Annotated in this window: 14 protein-coding genes and 1 tRNA gene; 8 read left to right on the top strand and 7 right to left on the bottom strand. The window is 67.2% G+C overall.

The features are described from left to right. Positions 1–67 precede the first annotated feature (67 nt). From IEV99_RS21275 to IEV99_RS21260, 4 genes are all read left to right on the top strand, one after another. Positions 68–1,459, top strand: coding sequence for a murein hydrolase activator EnvC family protein (locus IEV99_RS21275; RefSeq protein ID WP_188519859.1), 1,392 nt, complete (start codon positions 68–70; stop codon positions 1,457–1,459). Then, positions 1,459–2,805 (top strand): S41 family peptidase, encoded by a 1,347-nt coding sequence (locus IEV99_RS21270; RefSeq protein WP_188519858.1) that lies wholly within the window; start codon positions 1,459–1,461, stop codon positions 2,803–2,805. The genes IEV99_RS21275 and IEV99_RS21270 overlap by 1 nt, the downstream gene beginning before the upstream one ends. Before the next feature lie 183 nt (positions 2,806–2,988). After that, entirely contained in the window at positions 2,989–4,188 is a 1,200-nt protein-coding gene (locus IEV99_RS21265; protein WP_188519857.1) for a divergent polysaccharide deacetylase family protein, read from the top strand. Between the two features lie 36 nt (positions 4,189–4,224). Beyond that, positions 4,225–4,731 (top strand): RNA pyrophosphohydrolase, encoded by a 507-nt coding sequence (locus IEV99_RS21260; protein ID WP_188519856.1) that lies wholly within the window; start codon positions 4,225–4,227, stop codon positions 4,729–4,731. On the opposite strand, the gene IEV99_RS21255 is transcribed toward IEV99_RS21260, so the two are convergent. The 3 genes from IEV99_RS21255 to IEV99_RS21245 form a co-directional block, all read right to left on the bottom strand. Further along, the gene (locus tag IEV99_RS21255; RefSeq protein ID WP_244644006.1) at positions 4,673–5,671 is read right to left on the bottom strand and encodes a DMT family transporter; all 999 of its coding nucleotides are present in this window, start codon (positions 5,669–5,671) and stop codon (positions 4,673–4,675) included. The two genes, IEV99_RS21260 and IEV99_RS21255, sit on opposite strands and share 59 nt — an antisense overlap. A 57-nt stretch (positions 5,672–5,728) precedes the next feature. Beyond that, positions 5,729–6,067 carry a hypothetical protein gene (locus IEV99_RS21250; RefSeq protein ID WP_188519854.1) on the bottom strand — a complete coding sequence of 113 codons (339 nt, stop codon included), beginning with the start codon at positions 6,065–6,067 and terminating at the stop codon, positions 5,729–5,731. A 150-nt stretch (positions 6,068–6,217) separates the two neighbouring features. After that, positions 6,218–6,547: a hypothetical protein gene (locus tag IEV99_RS21245; protein WP_188519853.1), complete on the bottom strand. Its 330-nt coding sequence runs from the start codon at positions 6,545–6,547 to the stop codon at positions 6,218–6,220. Between the two features lie 143 nt (positions 6,548–6,690). Here IEV99_RS21245 and IEV99_RS21240 point away from each other — a divergent pair, with 143 nt between their 5' ends. From IEV99_RS21240 to IEV99_RS21230, 3 genes are all read left to right on the top strand, one after another. Beyond that, positions 6,691–7,839 carry an AI-2E family transporter gene (locus IEV99_RS21240; RefSeq protein ID WP_188519852.1) on the top strand — a complete coding sequence of 383 codons (1,149 nt, stop codon included), beginning with the start codon at positions 6,691–6,693 and terminating at the stop codon, positions 7,837–7,839. Positions 7,840–7,904: 65 nt separating this feature from the next. After that, positions 7,905–7,989 (top strand) — tRNA-Leu (locus tag IEV99_RS21235). A 134-nt stretch (positions 7,990–8,123) separates the two neighbouring features. Next, positions 8,124–8,930 carry a UDP-2,3-diacylglucosamine diphosphatase gene (locus IEV99_RS21230; RefSeq protein WP_188519851.1) on the top strand — a complete coding sequence of 269 codons (807 nt, stop codon included), beginning with the start codon at positions 8,124–8,126 and terminating at the stop codon, positions 8,928–8,930. A gap of 9 nt (positions 8,931–8,939) precedes the next feature. On the opposite strand, the gene IEV99_RS21225 is transcribed toward IEV99_RS21230, so the two are convergent. The 4 genes from IEV99_RS21225 to IEV99_RS21210 form a co-directional block, all read right to left on the bottom strand. Continuing rightward, positions 8,940–10,034 (bottom strand): glycosyltransferase family 4 protein, encoded by a 1,095-nt coding sequence (locus IEV99_RS21225; RefSeq protein WP_188519850.1) that lies wholly within the window; start codon positions 10,032–10,034, stop codon positions 8,940–8,942. A 76-nt stretch (positions 10,035–10,110) separates the two neighbouring features. Beyond that, complete coding sequence (locus tag IEV99_RS21220) at positions 10,111–11,073, bottom strand: DMT family transporter (protein ID WP_244644005.1); 963 nt, start codon at positions 11,071–11,073, stop codon at positions 10,111–10,113. A 186-nt stretch (positions 11,074–11,259) separates the two neighbouring features. Then, positions 11,260–12,285 carry an LLM class flavin-dependent oxidoreductase gene (locus IEV99_RS21215; RefSeq protein WP_188519849.1) on the bottom strand — a complete coding sequence of 342 codons (1,026 nt, stop codon included), beginning with the start codon at positions 12,283–12,285 and terminating at the stop codon, positions 11,260–11,262. A 157-nt stretch (positions 12,286–12,442) separates the two neighbouring features. After that, on the bottom strand, positions 12,443–12,943 hold the full coding sequence (locus IEV99_RS21210) for a YciE/YciF ferroxidase family protein (RefSeq protein ID WP_188519848.1): 501 nt from the start codon (positions 12,941–12,943) through the stop codon (positions 12,443–12,445). Positions 12,944–13,472: 529 nt separating this feature from the next. On the opposite strand from IEV99_RS21210, the gene IEV99_RS21205 reads away from it, so the two are divergent. Continuing rightward, positions 13,473–14,228, top strand: coding sequence for a hypothetical protein (locus IEV99_RS21205; RefSeq protein WP_188519847.1), 756 nt, complete (start codon positions 13,473–13,475; stop codon positions 14,226–14,228). The last annotated feature ends 24 nt before the right edge of the window (positions 14,229–14,252 follow it).

The following is a 14,252-nucleotide window of genomic DNA, read 5'->3' as shown; positions in this document are numbered from 1 at the left end:
CTGCCGCAATGCTGCCCGATCATGGCACACTCGACACGACCGAATCGCCAGGGGCGCTCTGGGGCCGATGCGCCTGATCCTTTCCCGTTTCATCCTGCTCTGCGCCGTTGCGGCTAGCGCCTCGGTTGCGGCATGGCCGGCCGCGGCGCTCGATCCCGCCGCCCAGGAACAGGCGCCCGCGCCCGCGCCGCCCGACATGGCCCCGAAGGCGGCCGAGCGGGCCACCCGGCGGCTCGAGCTCGACGCCACCCAGAAATTTCTTGAGGCGACAAGCCAGGACCGGCAGCGGCTGGAGCGCGAAGCCGCGGGCCTGCGCTCCGACCGGGCGCGGCTCAACGCCACCATGATCGAGACCACCAATCGCCTGCGCGCCACCGAGAACCGGATCACCGCCATTGAGGAGCGCCTCACCACGCTGGGGCAGACCGAGGACGCCATCCGGCGCTCGCTGGAGGGGCGCAAGACCGTGATCATCGAGGTGTTGGCGGCGTTGCAGCGGCTTGGCCGCAGCCCTCCGCCGGCCGTGCTGGTGCGCCCCGAGGACATGCTGCAGGCGGTGCGGACCTCGATGCTGCTGGGCGCGGTGCTGCCGGAACTCAGGCAGGAAACCGAGGCGCTGGCTTCGGATCTCGGCGAGATGGTTCGCCTGCGCACCGCCGCCAACGCCGAGCGCGAGACCCTGCGCGGCGAGGTCGCGACGCTGGTGGAAGACCGGCAGCGGCTGTCCGCCCTCGTGGAGGCGCGCCAGCAGCAGATCGCCGGAACCGAGAAAACCGTCGCTCAGGAGGCCGAGAAGGCCGCCGGTCTCGCCGCCAAAGCGCAAACTCTCAAGGATTTGATCGGGCGGCTCGAGACTGAGATCGAGGCATCAGCGCGCGCCGCCGAGGCGGCCCGGCTGGCGGCGCTGTCGGCCGAGGAGCAGGCGCGCCTGCAGCGCGAGAACGAGGTCAAGGAAACCCGCGACAAATTCGCCGCGCTGGCGTTCAAGGACCCGGCGCGGCTTGCGCCGAAGCTCGCTTTCGCCGAAGCCAAGGGCCTGCTGCCCTTGCCGGTAAACGGCTCTTTGTTGAAGCGTTTCAACGCTCCGGACGCGGTCGGCGGCAGCCTCAAAGGCATGGCTTACGCCACCCGGGCCGGGGCCGTCGTGACGGCGCCCTGCGACGGCTGGATCGCGTATGCGGGACCGTTCCGGACTTACGGGCAACTCTTGATCATCAACGCCGGTGGCGGGTACTATCTGCTTCTGGCCGGCATGGATCGAAGCAATGTCAGCCTTGGCCAATTCGTCCTCGCTGGCGAACCAGTCGCCGTGATGGGCGAGGGGTCGCAGGCGACCGCCGCATCGGTGGGTAGCGAAACATCGCAACCGGTGCTCTATGTGGAGTTCCGGAAGGACGGTACATCGATCGATCCGTCGCCCTGGTGGGCGGCATCGACGAACGAGAAAGTTCGCGGATAATGCGCAAGCTCCCTATGCTCATGCTCGGTGTCGTCCTAGGGGCCGGCGCCTCCACGCTGGCGACAAACGATCGCCTGCTGTCGACCACCAGCGCGGTCGCGGCTGCGTCGGACACCTACCGGCAGCTGAACCTGTTCGGCGACGTGTTCGAAAAAATCCGATCCGACTATGTCGAGAAGCCCGACGAGTCGAAGCTGATCGAGAGTGCCATCAACGGCATGCTCTCCGGCCTCGATCCGCATTCGAGCTACCTGGACGCAAAAAGCTTCCGGGACATGCAGGTGCAGACGCGCGGCGAGTTCGGAGGCCTCGGCATCGAGGTCACGATGGAGGAAGGCCTGATCAAGGTCGTATCGCCCATCGACGACACACCGGCCTCGCGGGCGGGCGTGCAGGCCGGCGACATCATCACGGCGATCGACGATGATTCGGTGCAGGGCCTTAGCCTGAACCAGGCCGTCGACAAAATGCGGGGCGCGGTGAACTCTGCCGTGCGCCTCAAGATCACCCGCAAGGGCAACAGCGATCCGCTGGAGCTGAAGCTGACGCGCGACGTGATCCGCATCAAGTCGGTGCGCTCGCGCAGCGAGACCGACGTCGGATACGTGCGCATCACCCAGTTCAACGAGCAGACCTTCGAGGGCCTGAAGAACTCGATCGACACGATCAACAAGGACCTCGGCGGCGCCGACAAGGTTAAGGGCTACGTGATCGACCTGCGCAACAACCCCGGTGGGTTGCTTGACCAGGCCATCGCGGTGTCCGACGCCTTCCTGGAGCGCGGCGAGATCGTGTCGACGCGCGGCCGCAACGCCGACGAGACGCAGCGCTACAACGCACGCGCGGGCGACCTCACCAAGGGCAAGCCCGTGATCGTGCTGATCAACGGCGGCTCCGCGTCAGCGTCCGAGATCGTGGCTGGCGCGCTGCAGGACCACAAGCGCGCGACCATCATCGGCAGCCGCTCCTTCGGCAAGGGCTCGGTGCAGACCATCATCCCGCTCGGCTCGAACGGCGCGGTGCGGCTCACCACGGCGCGCTACTACACGCCGTCCGGCCGCTCGATCCAGGCCAAGGGCATTGACCCCGACGTGCAGGTGCTGAACGAGGTCCCGGCCGAGCTCAAGGGCAAGGACGAGACCAAGGGCGAGGCGAGCCTCAAGGGCCACCTGAAGAACGGCGAAGAGGAGCAGGGCGGCAGCTCCGCCTACGTTCCGCCGGATCCCAAGAACGACAAGCAGCTCAACTATGCGTACGACTTGCTGCGCGGCGTGAAAGTGAACGACGCCGGAAGCAAGGCCAGCGCTCCTGCCGCGGCCGATAAGCCGCAGAAGTCTCCGAACTGAACGCTGATCCACACGACGGATCTGCGTAGAAATGAAGCGGCGATGCCACAGGCGTCGCCGCTTTTTCGTATCGTGGGCAATGCCGACAGACGACCAGTTCGATCTGAGCTATGATTCGCAAGTTCCGGTGCGTTCGGCCCCGCCGTTTCCGGATTTGTGCATTTCATCCTCCGAGACCGAAGCGTGACGCTGGGCCACGACGAACTCACACGTCCATTGGGCATGGAAACGGCCAGCCGGCCGCGTCGCCGCGTGGCCGCGCCGCTTGGCAACCTGTTCGCGATGGCGGTCGCGATGCTCCTGCTGGCGCTGGCGGGTTACATCGTGGTCGTGAAGGATCCCTATGGCGGCGAGCCTTATGCGGTCGCGACCATCACGCGCGCTAAGGTCGAGCCGCCGCCGGTGGAGGCCGTCGACCCGCCGCAGGCGCGGGTGGTCGAGGGCTCGCCCGACATCGCCCCGCCGAACGGCCAATCGGCGGCCGACATCGAGAAGGCCACGGGCGTCCGCGTGGTGCGCGGCAATGGGGAGCGCGCCGGCGGGATCGTGATCCAGGTGCCACAAACGCCGATCAAGCTGGCGGTCGCGCCCGACAAGCGCTTGATCGAGCGATCCCGGCACGGCGCCCTGCCGAAGCTCGGGCCCGACGGCTCCCGGCCGGCCGACGTGTATGCCCGCCCAGCCCCGATGCTGCCGGCCAAGACGGTAGGGCGCATCGCGATCGTGATGAGCGGCATGGGGCTGAGCCAGTCCTCGACCTCCGACTCGATCGTTCGACTGCCGGGCGAGGTGACGCTGGCCTTCGCGCCCTATGGGGCGGAGCTGGAGCGGCAGGTCGCGCGCGCGCGAGAGGACGGCCACGAGGTGATGCTTCAGGCGCCCATGGAGCCGTTCGATTACCCGGACAACGATCCCGGCCCGCATACGCTTCTAGCGAGCGGCGCGGCGGAAAACCTCGATCGCCTGTTCTGGGTGATGTCGCGCTTCAGCGGCTATATCGGGGTGATGAACCACATGGGGGCGAAGTTCACCGCCAGCGAGGCGGCGCTCACGCCGGTGTTGAAGGAGTTCGCTGCGCGCGGGTTGGTGGTGCTGGACGACGGCGCCTCGGCGCGCAGCTTGATTCCGGCGGTGGCGGGCGGGCTGAAGCTGCCGGCTGCGAAGGCCGACACGGTGATCGACGCCACGCCCAAAGCCTCGGCGATCGACGACCAGCTCGCACGCCTCGAGGCGATCGCGCGCGAGCGCGGCGTCGCGGTCGGAACCGCGAGCGCGCTGCCGGTGAGCATCGACCGGATCGCGGCCTGGGCCAAGAACCTCGAGGCGCGGGGCTTCGTGCTGGTGCCGCTGAGCGCGGCCATCGCCAAGCCCGGGCGCGTCTGACATCATCGCGCTTCCCCCCGCCGGTGAGTAGCAAGAATGGACATCGCCAAACTGCCGTACCGCCCCTGCGTGGGCATCATGCTGCTGAACCGTGATGGACTCGTGTTTATCGGCAAGCGCAAGCGCGAGGCCGGGCCCGAGCACGTCGACGATCGCCACGCCTGGCAGATGCCGCAGGGCGGGATCGATCGGGGCGAAGACCCTTATGTGGCGGCGCTGCGCGAGCTGCAGGAGGAAACCAACGTCACCTCGACAAAGCTGCTGGCCGAGGCGCCCGATTGGTTCGCGTATGATCTCCCCGGCCCGGTGGCGGGCCGTGCCTGGCGAGGCAAGTATCGCGGACAGACCCAGCGCTGGTTCGCGCTGCGCTTCGTCGGCGAGGATTCGGAAATCGACATCCACGCCCCCGCGGGCGGCCATAAGGCCGAGTTCGAAGCGTGGCGCTGGGAGAGAATGGATCGCCTGCCGGAGTTGATCATCCCGTTCAAGCGGCCGGTTTATGAGCGGGTGGTGGAGACGTTCCGGCCGCTTGCGGCGGGGTGAGTTCGTCCACCCGAGTTGTGCGCGCTCGGCGTTCCAGACGCCTGGCGACCCGCGGGTCGATGGCCGCGAGCCCGGTGACGATCAGGCCCATGCCGGCGAAATCGGTCCAGCCCAGGCGCTCGCCCAGAAAGACGGCGCCGAGCAGGATCGCGCTTGGCGGGATCAGGAACGTCACCAGAGAGATGTTCGTCGCGCCGGCGCTGCCAAGGATGCTGAAGAACAGAACATAGGCGAAAGCCGTGCACAGGACGGCGAGGGCTACGAGCGCGCCCAGGGGCGCTGCTCCGGGCATCGTCCACGTCCATGGTTTTCCAAAGAACAGCAGCAGGGGCACGACGATCAGGCTCGACGCGGTGAGCTGCCCGAAAGCGGCATGCAGCGGCGGAACGCCCATTCGGGCGAAGCGACGTCCGAACAGCCCGGCGAAAGCATAGGAAACCGCTCCACCCAGGCAGGCGATTTGGGCGGCCGCATTCGATCCGAGCCCCTCCAGCAATTCGGGCCCGATCATCACGGCAACGCCCGTGAAGCCGACCAGGACGCCGACGATGCGGTTCCAGGTCAGCCGCTCGTCGCGGGTCAAGCCATGCGCCGCCAGGACGGTGAAGAGCGGGGTCGTGGCGTTCAAAATCGACGCCATGCCTGCCCCGATCGTGGTCTGGCCCCAGAAGATGAGGCTGAACGGGATCACGTTGTTGAGCAGGCCCATCCCAAAAAATGCCCGCCATGTCGCAGCGGAGCGCGGGAAACCGACGCCCAGGGCCGCCAGCGTCATCGCGAGGCACAGGGATGCGATCGCCACACGTCCTGCGACCACGCCGAACGGGGGTATCGCGCTGACGGCCAGCTTGGCGAACAGGAACGATCCGCCCCAGATCATCGAAAGCGCAAGCAGCATGAGCCATTCGCGCGGACGCATGGATTTTTGAGCGAGGGACATCGGCATCTCCTGCGGGCGTCTTGGCAGGATCGTGGCTGGGCCGCCACCCGAATCCCGCTACGGGCGCCGGCGAAGCGTTTGGCCGGGTTGCATCCCGCCGGTCGGCGAGGGCTGGGACGCGTTGGAGTTCTGGCCGCCGAGCATGACGTCGACGCCGATCTGGACGGAGTCGTCCCGGCGTCGGCCGTCGAGATCGGCGCAGGGCGTGTAGGATTGCGCCGACAGCGCGCCGCGGCCGCCGCCCGGCGGGTCGACCACCGCAAAGGATCCGAGATCCGCGCAGGCTTCAGGGCGCGCCTGAGTGGCGGACGAGTTCGCCGCGCCTTGTGCGCCGGCCGTTTGGGCGGCGCAGATCAGGCCCGCGCAGGCCATCGCGAGGCTTCGACCCTTTCGCACCGTTCATCAACCTCCGCTTGCGCACGACCGCGTTCGCGATTTTGCGCGCGCGGGCGTTAACGGAAACGTGCGTCGATCGCGACAAGGCGCGAAAAAGCCCGCCTTTTGGGCGGGCTTCTCGTGGCAGGCCCTTTGGCGAGCGCTCTGTGGTCAGTCGCAGGACTGCGTGGTGGTGGTCTTGGTGTCGCCGAAGGAATTTTCCTTCTGGACCGTCTTGCTGGAGCAGTTGGAGATCGTGCCGGTCTCCACCGCAGGGCCGCGCTGCTCGACGATCACCCGCTCCTTGTTCGGGCCCGTGACCGCGCCGCCCACGACGCCGCCCACGCCCGCGCCGACCGCCGCGCCGACGGGGCCGCCGGCCACGCCGCCCGCAATCGCGCCCGTGGCGACGCCTGCGGCTGCGCCGCTGTCATCTGCGAAAGCCGGCTGGGCGAGAACGACGGCAGTGACGGCCGCCAGGCCAAGAACGAAATTCCTCATGGTGTGATCCTCCGTTTGATGATGCAGAAACGCCGTCACGGCGAAGCTGTTCCGCACCACGAAGCCGGAACCCGGGCGGGGTCAGCGCAGAGTGAACGAAGGCTCCTCTGGCACGTTGCAATGCCGACAGAAAAGGGGCCGCGATGGCGATCGACACGACCTTGCCTGAAACTCAGGCTACGGCCCCGGACAACGCCGTTCGGTCCGCGGCGCTCGTGAGCGAAGGCGAGTTCGCCAGGAGGGTGACCATCGCGGCCCTGGTGGTCGGCGCGATCGTGGTGCTCTTCGCGGTTCTATACGCGATGTTGGACGTGCTGCTGCTCGGCTTCGCGGCGGCGCTGATTGCCGTTGTGCTGCGCTCCATTGCAGATGGGTTGGAAAAACACACGCCTTTGTCGCCGGGCTTCGCGCTGCTGGTCGCTGGCGTCCTTGTGTTCGGGGCTCTCGGGGTGGCAATCTGGCTGTTTCAGGCGCAGGTGGCCGCGCAGTTGGCGACAGCGGCACAAACGGCCACGGGAGCTCTGGAGGCGCTGGGGCAGAAGGTCGGCGCGCCGGATCTCGCCAACCAGATCAGCGGGCGCGCGAAGGAGATCCTCTCGGGCCAGAGCTTCATCGGCAAGGTGACGACCTACGGCGTGTCCGCGCTCGGCGCCGTGACCGACCTTGTCCTGGTGATCTTTGGCGGCGTCTATCTTGCGCTCGACCCCAAGGTCTATCGCCGTGGCGTCGTGATGCTGTTTCCCGCCCAGGCCCGCGAGCACGTGGACGAAACCATGGGCGTCGCCGGCCGGGCGCTGCGGCTTTGGCTGCTCGGCCAGCTTCTCGCCATGGTGGTGACCGGCGCGCTCACCTGGGGCGCGCTTGCGATGATCGGCCTGCCGAGCGCAGCCGCTCTGGGGCTCATCGCTGGCCTGCTGGAGTTCATCCCGCTCGTCGGACCCTTCGCGGGCGCGGTTCCGGCGCTGCTGGTCGCCTCCGGAATGGGTTTGCCGGCCGTACTGTGGACGGCGGCGGCTTTCATCGCCATCCAGCAAGTCGAATCGAACCTGATCCAGCCGGTCGTGACCCGCCGGTCGGTCGCGATCCCGCCCGCGCTGCTGCTGTTCGCCGTCATCGCGTTCGGGGCGCTGTTTGGCGCGCTCGGCGTGCTTCTGGCCGCGCCGCTGGCCGTGGTGGCCTTTGTGGCCGTAAAGAAGCTCTACGTCCGCGAGACATTGGGCGAGGCCACGCCGGTGCCGGGCGAAAAAGGCGCGGAGCACGGAAGCGGCGCCGCGCCCCGCGACGTCGCCTGAACCGTGCGGGAGATTGACGTGCGATTCCGGCCCGCTATAGTCCGCGCCGCCTCCCGATAGGGCGGGCCCCTGTGGCGGAACTGGTAGACGCGACCGACTCAAAATCGGTTTCCGCAAGGAGTGCTGGTTCGATTCCGGCCAGGGGCACCATCAGGCTTTCTCGACGCGCCGCTTCCTGCCCATGCCGCGTGTTGTTCGGCCAGGATGGCGATCCGCGCCGCCGTCACCAAACTGAGACAAGAATCCGCTTGTTGGTGTGTGAGCAGCCTGCGGAGAATGCTGTCATGAGCGGCGCCACAAAGGTCCGGTCCCTGTTTTTGTCGGACATCCATCTCGGCACGCGCGGCTGCCAAGCGGACATGCTGCTCGATTTCCTGAAGCACCATGAGGCCGAGACGATTTTTCTCGTTGGAGACATCGTCGACGGATGGCGGCTCAAGGTGAGCTGGAATTGGCCGCAGGCGCACAACGACGTGGTGCAGAAGCTGCTCAGGGCCGTTCGCAAGGGCGCGCGGCTCGTCTACCTGCCGGGCAACCACGATGAGTTCTTGCGCGATTACGTCGGCTCCAATTTCGGCGGCATCGACATCATGGAAGAGTACGTCCACATGACGGCGGACGGCCGGCGCATGCTGATCCTGCATGGCGACAAGTTCGACATCGTGGTCCGAAACGTGAAGTGGCTCGCCCTGCTGGGCGACTGGGCCTACGACCTCGCGCTGTTCCTGAATGTCTATATCAGCCGCGTGCGCCGGCGCCTGGGCCTGCCCTATTGGTCGTTTTCGGCCTGGAGCAAGGGCAAGGTAAAGACGGCCGTCAACTTCATTGGCGCCTTCCAGGACGCGGTCGTCGAAGATGCGCGGCGGCATGGCGTCGACGCCGTGCTGTGCGGCCACATTCACCAGCCGACCGTCGAGACAATCGGCGACGTACTGTATGTGAACACCGGCGACTGGGTGGAGTCCTGCTCGGCGGTTCTGGAGCACATGGACGGGCGGCTCGAACTGGTGCGCTGGACAAAGCGCGACAGCAGGGCGGACGTCGAAGCGTCCGCCCCCGCCCGGCAGCTCGCGCTCGCGCCGGCTGCCTGACTCCCGCGGCTAGAGGGCCGCGAGGCTCACATTTTCCAGAAAGCTTCGGCAGCTCTCCGCCATCGTGGCCCGCTGCGCATGAGCGCGGCATCGATCGCGCGGGATGGAAAGGGCCGCCAAGGCGGCGCGGCGCAGATCCTCGTCGAGCGCACCGCACCCGGACGAGCCGAGTACGTCCCGGGGGCCCGTCACCGGAAAAGCCGCAACAGGCGTTCCAGCGGCAAGCGCCTCCAGCATCACGAGACCGAACGTGTCGGTCCGGCTCGGAAACACGAACACGTCAGCGGACGCATAAGCGTCGGCCAGCTCGCACCCGCTCAGCATGCCGAGGAAATGGGCGTCCGGAAAACGCGCCTCTAGTTCGGCGCGCGCCGGGCCGTCGCCGACCACGACCTTGGAGCCGGGCAGATTGAGCGCCAAGAATGCTTCGATGTTCTTCTCGACAGCCAAGCGGGCGACGCAGAGGAAGATCGGGCCCGGGAAACGCAGCATGCCCGGGCGGCCCGCCGCGAATGTCGGGACGTCGACGCCGCGCGTCCACAGGACCAGCCGCCCGAAGCCGCGGGTCCCCAGCTCGCGCGCGAGCGCCGGCGTCGCAGCCATGGTGGCGACAGCCGGCGCATGGAAGCGACGCATCGCCGCATAGGACCAGGCCAGCGGCACCGGCACGCGGGCGGCGAGGTATTCGGGAAACCGCGTGTGGTAGCAGGTCGTGAACGGCAGCCCGCGCCGGATGCAATGCCGCCGCGTCATGAAGCCCACCGGACCTTCGGTTGCGATGTGGATGGCGTCCGGCCGGGCGCTCTCGATGGCCGCCGCGATCGCCCGCGGGGAGGGGGCGGCGAGCCGAATGTCGGGGTAGCCCGGCATGGGCGCCGACGCAAAGCGGTCCGGGCCCAGGATCGTGATCTCGGCGCCGAGCTTCGGGGCTTCGGCGACGAGACCTTCCAGGGTGCGCACCACGCCGTTGACCTGCGGCCGCCACGCGTCGGTCGCGATCAGGACCCGGAAGGGGCCGCCCGACGGACGCCGCGACGGACGGCGCGCCGGGCGGGCGGGCGGGCGCTCAAACGCTGACGTGAACGCGAGGGAGAGATCGAGCATGGGCGCAGCATCCGGCGAGCCTGCCCGCACGAAAGCTCAACAGCGCTTCATTCTCATGACAGCGCGCAATCGCCGCTCAGGCTCTCGCCATCCTGGCTCGGACGCGCTCGCGGTGAGCCGTGTAGAGGCCGCTGGCCGCGATCACGGCGCCGCCCAGCAGCGTCGAGGCGCCCGGGAGCGCGCCGAACACCAGAAAGCCGAACGCGCTGGCCCATAGGAGCTGCACATAGGTGAAGGGCGCGAGCAGCGACGCGCCGGCGCGGCGATAGCCCAGAACCAGCAGCCAGTGGCCAACCGTCGAGCCGACGCCCATGAGGAGCGCGTAGCCGATCTCGGCGCCGGTGGGCGTGACCCAGGCGAAAGGAAGGGCCATCGAGAGGGTGACCAGGCCGACGATGCCGGACCACGCCAGCGTGGCCTCGGGCCGCTCGTCGCTCATCAGGCGCGTGAGGATGGCCGTGAAGGCCCAGATCGCCGCGGAGGCCGCGGGCAGCAGCGCCGCGAGCTGGAACGAGGCGCCGCCCGGCTGGACGACGATGATCACGCCGGTGAGGCCGACCGCAGCCGCGATCCAGCGGCGCATGCCGACCTTTTCGCCCAGGAGCGGGATGGAGAGCGCGGTGATGAAGATGGGCGAGACGAAATTGATGGCGGTCGCTTCCGCGACCGGCATATGGGCGAGCGCCACCATGAAGACCAGCGACGAGATCACCATGCCGAGCCCGCGCAGGATGTGGAACTGCATGCGGGTGGTGGCGAGCCGCTTGGCGCCGCCCATCCAGAACACGGCCGGGAGCACAAGCGCGCAGAGCACGACGTAGCGCATCCACGCGATTTCGACTGCCGGGATCGTGGCGGTCAGCATCTTGGCGGCGATGTCGCCCGCCGAAAAGAACACCGTTGAGCCGACGATATAGGCAATGCCGAGCGCGACGTTGTCGCCGGAAGCGGCCGGCGCGCGCGCGGGCGCAACCGGGAAAGCGGCGACGCCCAGGCTGCGGGCATCGACGGCGTCGGAAACGATGGGCGGGGGGCTCACGGCGGGCTCGCGGGTTCGGGTGGGTCGCTTGTTCTTGCGCTTCCCAGAGCGGGATCAGAAGCGCGATCTCGGAAGCATACCCATGCAATGTTGCGGGACCGTTTCCAGCATCCCGCCAAGTTGTCGACGCAAAGCCCCGTTTTCGCTGCTTGCGGCCGCAATGCCGTCGCAGGTCTTTCTCGAAGGTTAAAGAACAGCCGAAGTGGATGTGGCTTTCAAGCCGAAGGCGTCGGCGAGAAGCTGGAATGAACGCTTGCGCGCCGCATGGTCGTGGATCGCCGAGGTCAGCATCACCTCGTCGGCTTGTACGCTCGTGGCGAGGTCCATCAGGCGATCGCGCAAAGCGTCCGGCGTTCCGACGAACAGGCGTGAGCGGTTGCGGCGAATAAAGGCGAGGTCCTGAGCGTCGTAGGTTTCGGCGGCCGCCTCCTCGGGGCGTGGAAGCGGGCCGTAATGGCCGCGCGCCCGGCGCAGCGCGCTGAGATCCGCGCCCGACGCCAGGCGCTGGGCTTCGGCGTCCGTCTCGGCGCAGATGGCCGCGGTGGCCAGAATGGCATGCGGCTTGGCGAGTGCGCCCGGCTCGAAGCGCGCCCTGTAGGTGAGGAGCGCATCGGCGGCGTCATGGCTGGCGAAATGATGCGCGAACGCGAAGCCGACGCCCAGCTGGGCGGCGAGCTTGCCGCCGAAATCGCTGGACCCCAGCATCAGGATGGGAGGCAGCGGCACGTCGGACGGCATCACGGTGATGCGGCTGAACGGATGGTTGGCCGGAAAACCCGCTCCCCCGAAGGCGATCAGCTCTTCGAGCCGCTGGGGAAAATCGTCGGCCTGCACGTCGCCCTGCAGGCGCCGGAGCGCGTAGGAGGCGACCGGGTCGGTGCCGGGGGCCCGGCCGATGCCAAGGTCGATCCGCCCGGGAAACAGGGCTTCCAGCACACGGAAGCGCTCGGCCACCATCAGGGGCGCATGATTGGGCAGCATTACGCCGCCCGAGCCGATGCGGATCCGCTCCGTCACAGCTCCGATCTGACCGATCATGATCTCGGGAGCCGGGCTGGCGACCGACGGAAGATTGTGATGCTCCGCCACCCAGAACCGTGTGAAACCGGCTTCGTCCGCCATGCGGGCGAGGTCGATGGTGTTGCGCAGCGCTTGCCCGCACGACGCGCCGGACGTCACAAAGGAAAGGTCGAGGATCGATAAGGGCAGCATGGGGCGCTCCAGCGCGGCGGTCTCCCCAATGTGTGACGTCAGGGCGCAGCCGCAACCCCGCGCCGCGCAGGGCAGTTCGGCGTCCGGGGATCGGCGTATGGAAAAGCCCCGGGCGTGAACCCGGGGCCTCGTTGGCGAGCGTTTCGACTGGGGTGCGTCAGGCGGCTTTCTGGTTTACCTGCTGCTCGGCGAGCTTGCTCAGCAGTTCGTCAGTTTTCTTTTCTTCCTGAAGCGTCTGGTCGAGCAACTTCACGGCGTCCTTCATTCCGAGCTGGCCGGCCCAGGTCTTCAGAGTGCCGTAGCGGGAGATTTCGTAGTGCTCGACCGCCTGCGCGGCGGCGAGCAGCCCAGCGTCCAGCGCCTCGGATTCCTTGAACTCCTCGATGACTTCCTGGCTCTCCTCAACTATGCCGATAATCGCCTGGCAAGTCTTGCCGCGTGCCGGCTTGCCGAGTTGTTCGAAGATCTGCTCCAGACGTTCGACTTGGCCTTCCGTCTCGTCGCGATGACGTTCGAAAGCCTGCTTCAGTTCGGGCGTCTTTGCGGCCTTCATCATCTTGGGCAGGTTCCGGAGAATCTGCTTTTCGGCGTAATAAATATCCTTGAGCGTCTCCAGAAAAAGATCATTCAAGGTTTTTTGCTTTGCGGTCGTGGCCATTCGGTCCTCCAAATTATGAATTCACTGCGCCCTCAACCCGGCGTCTCGGGTTCGGTTCCAAGCCTCCCGGCTCTGTCCGAATCAGGCGTGCGGGCCTGTCGCGCCCCAGTTCTGGGAGCCTTGCTCGGCCTCTCCGAGCTGCCGGAGCAACGAGTGCCACCCCGGCGGCAGCGGCTCGAGCAGGGTTCTGCCAAGTTCCCCCTTCAGTCCCCGTGCGACCCGCTCCAAGGCGGAGTCGTGGCGATCAGGGACGACATGCTGAAGACCGGGGCGAGAAACGCCGGTCCATTCGTCCTCTGCTTCATCAACCATCCTGAATGCTCCTCGCTTGCAGTCTCAATTCGCGAGGTCGCACAACGTTCTTGTGGATTGTGCGAAATACAGGGTTTTACTGGAAATACTTCACGGGGGGTTGCTGCCGCGCCCGGTTGACGTGCACTTGCGGGAGCCGCACTGTCACGAAAGCCAGAAGGCGATCTCCATGCACAGAATGCGCATGCGGCCATCCAATGCTTGTTCGCGAGGGCTCGTGCTGGCCGTCACGCTGCTTTGCGGCAGTGAGGCGTCCGAGGCCCAGATGTCGGCCTGTCGGCTTGGAGCCGCTGTCGGGGTCGCCGACCTGAAGATCAATCCTGACGGCGATCTTGCGTCGCCCGATGGGCGAACCTGGATCGCGGCCGGCGCGATTGCGGTGGCAGGTGGCGACGTGGATGTTGAACGGCGCAGGGTGGACGCGGTGAAACGCTTCACCGAGGTCGGGCCTTTCGTGATTTATCCAGTCGCCGGGCGGCCGGACCGCTGGGGCCGGCTCTCGGGCGTGATCGGCAGGGCGGACCAAGGCGACGATCTTGCGCTGGCGCTGGTGCGCGAGGGACTCGCATCCGCCAACCCGGCCGAATTGCCGGCGCGTTGCGGGGCGGCGCTCGCCGCCGCGGAGGCGCTTGCAAGGCGCGGCGCAAAGGGCGCATGGGCTCAGGCGCAAGCTTTCTTCAACGCCGCCGAACCGGCCGCTATTCTCCAGCAGGTCGGACGTTTCGCCGTCGTGGAAGGGCGCGTTGTCAGCACCAGCGAGCGCAAAGCCCGCGCCTACCTCAATTTCGGGGAGAACTGGAGCGAAGACTTCACCGTCACGATTTCGAAACGCTCCTTGAACAGGATTGAAGCATCGGGCATGAGGTGGTCATCTCTGAAAGGGCTTCGCGTACGGGTGCGCGGGGTCGTGGCCGAAAGCGGCGGTCCCGTGATCGAGATCAACGCTCCTGAGGACATCGAGCGAATCGAATGACGCTCATGTCGGCCGGAGAGACAA

This window comes from Alsobacter metallidurans (assembly GCF_014636935.1).
GTDB classification, from domain to species: Bacteria; Pseudomonadota; Alphaproteobacteria; order Rhizobiales; family Beijerinckiaceae; genus Alsobacter; species Alsobacter metallidurans.
Note: the sequence above shows the minus strand (reverse complement) of the source record. Positions and strands in the feature narration are given on the sequence as shown.

Bases quoted from the DNA above. Each gene is read 5' to 3' on its own strand.
- IEV99_RS21275 (WP_188519859.1), top strand. From the start codon at position 68: ATGCGCCTGATCCTTTCCCGTTTCATCCTGCTCTGCGCCGTTGCGGCT.
- IEV99_RS21270 (WP_188519858.1), top strand. From the start codon at position 1,459: ATGCGCAAGCTCCCTATGCTCATGCTCGGTGTCGTCCTAGGGGCCGGC.
- IEV99_RS21260 (WP_188519856.1), top strand. From the start codon at position 4,225: ATGGACATCGCCAAACTGCCGTACCGCCCCTGCGTGGGCATCATGCTG.
- IEV99_RS21255 (WP_244644006.1), bottom strand. From the start codon at position 5,671: ATGTCCCTCGCTCAAAAATCCATGCGTCCGCGCGAATGGCTCATGCTG.
- IEV99_RS21245 (WP_188519853.1), bottom strand. From the start codon at position 6,547: ATGAGGAATTTCGTTCTTGGCCTGGCGGCCGTCACTGCCGTCGTTCTC.
- IEV99_RS21240 (WP_188519852.1), top strand. From the start codon at position 6,691: ATGGCGATCGACACGACCTTGCCTGAAACTCAGGCTACGGCCCCGGAC.
- IEV99_RS21230 (WP_188519851.1), top strand. From the start codon at position 8,124: ATGAGCGGCGCCACAAAGGTCCGGTCCCTGTTTTTGTCGGACATCCAT.
- IEV99_RS21225 (WP_188519850.1), bottom strand. From the start codon at position 10,034: ATGCTCGATCTCTCCCTCGCGTTCACGTCAGCGTTTGAGCGCCCGCCC.
- IEV99_RS21215 (WP_188519849.1), bottom strand. From the start codon at position 12,285: ATGCTGCCCTTATCGATCCTCGACCTTTCCTTTGTGACGTCCGGCGCG.
- IEV99_RS21210 (WP_188519848.1), bottom strand. From the start codon at position 12,943: ATGGCCACGACCGCAAAGCAAAAAACCTTGAATGATCTTTTTCTGGAG.